The organism is Methyloglobulus sp. (assembly GCF_040079455.1).
Lineage (GTDB): Bacteria > Pseudomonadota > Gammaproteobacteria > Methylococcales > Methylomonadaceae > Methyloglobulus.
This window is the reverse complement of the sequence record NZ_JBEBKJ010000154.1, coordinates 1-3,561: the sequence shown is the minus strand read 5'-3', so window position 1 is coordinate 3,561 and position 3,561 is coordinate 1. Positions and strand designations below refer to the sequence as shown.

2 protein-coding genes are annotated in these 3,561 nt (G+C 45.3%); both read left to right on the top strand.

All coding sequences use genetic code 11. The features are described from left to right. Positions 1-384: 384 nt before the first annotated feature. On the top strand, positions 385-1,401 hold the full coding sequence (locus ABL924_RS18160) for a GlxA family transcriptional regulator (protein ID WP_349028504.1): 1,017 nt from the start codon (positions 385-387) through the stop codon (positions 1,399-1,401). A gap of 189 nt (positions 1,402-1,590) precedes the next feature. After that, the gene (locus tag ABL924_RS18155; protein ID WP_349028503.1) at positions 1,591-3,351 is read left to right on the top strand and encodes a hydrogenase maturation protein; all 1,761 of its coding nucleotides are present in this window, start codon (positions 1,591-1,593) and stop codon (positions 3,349-3,351) included. The last annotated feature ends 210 nt before the right edge of the window (positions 3,352-3,561 follow it).

Genomic DNA, 3,561 nt, shown 5'->3' with positions numbered 1-3,561 from the left:
TTGTGTAAAATTCGGCTTTTACGCATTAATCGACCACAACTAACAGTGGTTCGTAACGATCTTGAACAAGTTCTTACTGACTAAGCACAGCCTTTTATTAATGAATTGTACCAGAAACTCTAATTAAGTCCTTCGACAAGCTCTGGCAACTGCTCCTGCGTAGCCCTGCCTCCTCATCCCAGTAGTCGAGAACGAACGGAATCAACTTGTTCGGCAATTCCTTAAACTATCAATTAATCTTAAGTGTCATTGATAAGTGGCAACCTAAAATCCCCAGTCTCTTTCAGTTATCCTAACTTTTGTCCGAAAAAGAGGGATTATTGTCATTGTAACTGCAAATAAAAAGCGCAGAATAACTGCTAAGTTCACCCATTGGAGCTTGTTATGAATCACGTCAAGCCTACCTACATTCAGCAACATCGGCATATTGCGATGTTAACGTATCCAGACTGCATGTTGATAGATGTATGCGGCCCGATGGATGTGTTTAATTTTGCCAATCATGCATTGCGGCAAATGGGTCGGGTCTCACCGTCCGAGACTAGCTATACATTGACTATTGTTGCTGAAAAAAGCGGGCCAGTTAAAACATCGTCAGGGATTTGTATTATTGCCGATAAAGGCTACGAAGAGTTGGATAAAGGTGTCGATACCTTGCTGGTAACTGGATCGGCATCTGTCGAAGCAGCCGTGCAGGATACCAAAATGCGAAATTGGTTGATACACATGATGCCCAAGGTAAGAAGGATGGGTTCTATCTGTTCAGGTGCATTAGTACTTGCGGAAAGCGGTTTGCTGAATGGTCGCAAAGCCACTACCCATTGGATGTATTGTGATGAAATGGCTAAGCAGTACAGCAATATCAGGGTTGAGCCGGATAAGATATTTGTCCGTGATGGCAATATGCACACATCCGGCGGCGTAACCGCCGGCATTGATTTGACATTGAGCTTGATCGAAGATGATTGGGGCTGGGAAGTCGCCGCTGGAGTGGCTCGCGCGATGTTGATTTTTATGCGTCGCCCTGGCGGGCAATCGCAGTTTAGTAGCTACGTATTTAATGAAGCAAAAACCCGTAAAGATTTTCGTGATTTACAGGCATGGATAGTCAGTAATCCACAAGCCGACTTAGGCGTTGAACAATTGGCTGAGCGGATGGCTATGAGTCCACGTAATTTTTCCAGGTTGTTCTGTCAGGAAATTGGTGTGACACCGGCAAAATTTGTCGAAGGCATTCGCCTGGAAGCGGCCAGAAATATGATGCTGCAAACCGACTTGCCTATGGAAAGTGTGGCTGCCAATTGTGGCTTCAGCAATGCTGAACAGATGCGGCGGACTTTTCAACGGCTGTTGAAAACGACACCGCAGGAGCATCGATCCTATTTCAAGATAGCCGGGTGATCGGATCGATTGAAATATGGTTTAACCAACCACAAAATCCTTAGTTTTGCAAATTATTGCAAGTAAGGCTATGTAGTGCACTTCGGACACGAACAAATTCATAGATACGGTAATTAAATACCATTAAGTTGTAACTTCTAATAAAGAACCCTTTAAAAATATACTAATAAAACAAGAAGGATAACTGCCATGAAAATTTTACTACTGTCATCAGCATATAACGGCTTGACGCAACGGGTTCATGTTGAACTGTTGCAACTGGGACATACGGTATCTATTGAAGTTGCCATTAATGAGCAAACCATGCTGGAAGGTGTACGGTTGTTTAAGCCCGACATTATTTTTTGCCCATTCCTGAGTCATCGCATTCCTGAAAGCATCTGGCGGCATTACGTTTGTATTGTCGTCCATCCAGGTATTAAAGGTGATCGTGGCCCTTCTTCTCTTGATTGGGCGATACAAAATAATGAGCTGGAATGGGGCGTTACCGCATTACAAGCCGTAGAAGAAATGGATGCTGGCGATATTTGGGCAACTTCAACCTTTAAAATGCGGCCTGGAAACAAAAGCAGTATTTACACAATAGAAGTTACAGAAGCAGCTATCAAGGTGGTTTTGCAAACGCTTGAACGCTTTCAGGATATCAACTTTAAACCGGAAACTTTGGATTACAGCAAACCGGATGTCCGAGGAGAGCTCAGGGTTCCCATGAAGCAAGAGGATCGCCGCATTGATTGGCGTGTCGACTCCACCGCAACCATCCTGAATAAAATAGCCGCGGCTGATGGCAGTCCAGGGGTTGCCGACCCCATTCTTGGCAATGAATATTATCTGTATGGTGCTACTCAAGAGGATAACCTTGTCGGTGTACCAGGATCATTGATAGCCACCCGCTTAGGTGCCTTATGCCGCGCTACGGTTGATGGTGCTGTCTGGCTATCGCATCTCAAACGCAAGGCCAATAATGGCGACAAACCTTTCTTTAAATTACCGGCCACAATGGTATTAGGGGAGAGGATAAAAGAGTTGCCAGAACTTCCGGTAAGCATTTATCACAGCACGGTCAATACATTCAGGGAGATTTGGTACGAAGAAAAAAATGCAGTCGGTTATTTGCATTTTGATTTCCATAATGGCGCGATGAGTACCGACCAATGTTTACGCCTGCGTGATGCCGTTATGGAAGTGCGTAACCGTCCCACGCGAATTTTGGTGTTAATGGGCGGGCGGTCTAGTTGGTCAAACGGCGTTCATTTAAACATTATCGAAGCGGCAGCTAACCCCGCCGAGGAATCCTGGCATAATATCAATGCTATTGACGACCTGATCTACTCAATCTTGACGACCACCAACAAAATCACGGTTGCCGCGGTGCATGGAAATGCTGGAGCGGGCGGTGTACCGTTTGCCCTGGCGTGCGACAAAGTTTGTGTACGCTCAGGCGTGGTGTTCAACCCGCATTACAAAAGTATGGGCTTGTATGGCTCCGAATACTGGACTTATTCATTACCCAAACGAGTCGGCTATGAGAAAGCCGTCGAAATAACCGAGTCTTGCATGCCCATGGGCATGCAAGAAGCCAAGCAAATTGGCCTGATTGATTTCATTATTCCTGACATGTTTGATGCTTTTGATAAAAGGATAGAAATAATGGCCGAAACTTTTTCCCAGAGTAAAGATTATGAAAAACTACTGGGAAGCAAGGTGTTACGTCGTAACCATGACGAATTTGTGAAGCCGCTGAAGGTTTATCGCCAAGAAGAATTAAAGCACATGAGGGAAGATTTCTATAAGCAAAATACGCCGTACAATCCCGCCCGTAAACAATTTGTTTACAAAACCCCTGCGGCGGAGACTCCGGAGCGACTGGCGCACCATCGACATCCAGAATTTAGCGATGATAGCGTTGTGCCGCTCAGGGAAAGGAATAGCAGTCACGCCGCATATTGAAAGTAATATCGTGCAGTCATCCATGGTTGATTTAGGAAATAACGACTTTAAAACCATTCAAAGCTCAGAATCCGACCTGAGTTTAGAGGCAGCTAAGCACTGCCCGAACGCATGATAGTGCCGCTATTTTTGCGAAAGATTTTTCCGGGCTCCTGCTCGAAAAATCGGCAAAAATTATTTATGCCCCGTGGGTACGCGGCAGCCAATGCC

Coding starts and splice junctions, on each gene's coding strand:
- ABL924_RS18160 (WP_349028504.1), top strand. CDS start 385: ATGAATCACGTCAAGCCTACCTACATTCAGCAACATCGGCATATTGCG.
- ABL924_RS18155 (WP_349028503.1), top strand. CDS start 1,591: ATGAAAATTTTACTACTGTCATCAGCATATAACGGCTTGACGCAACGG.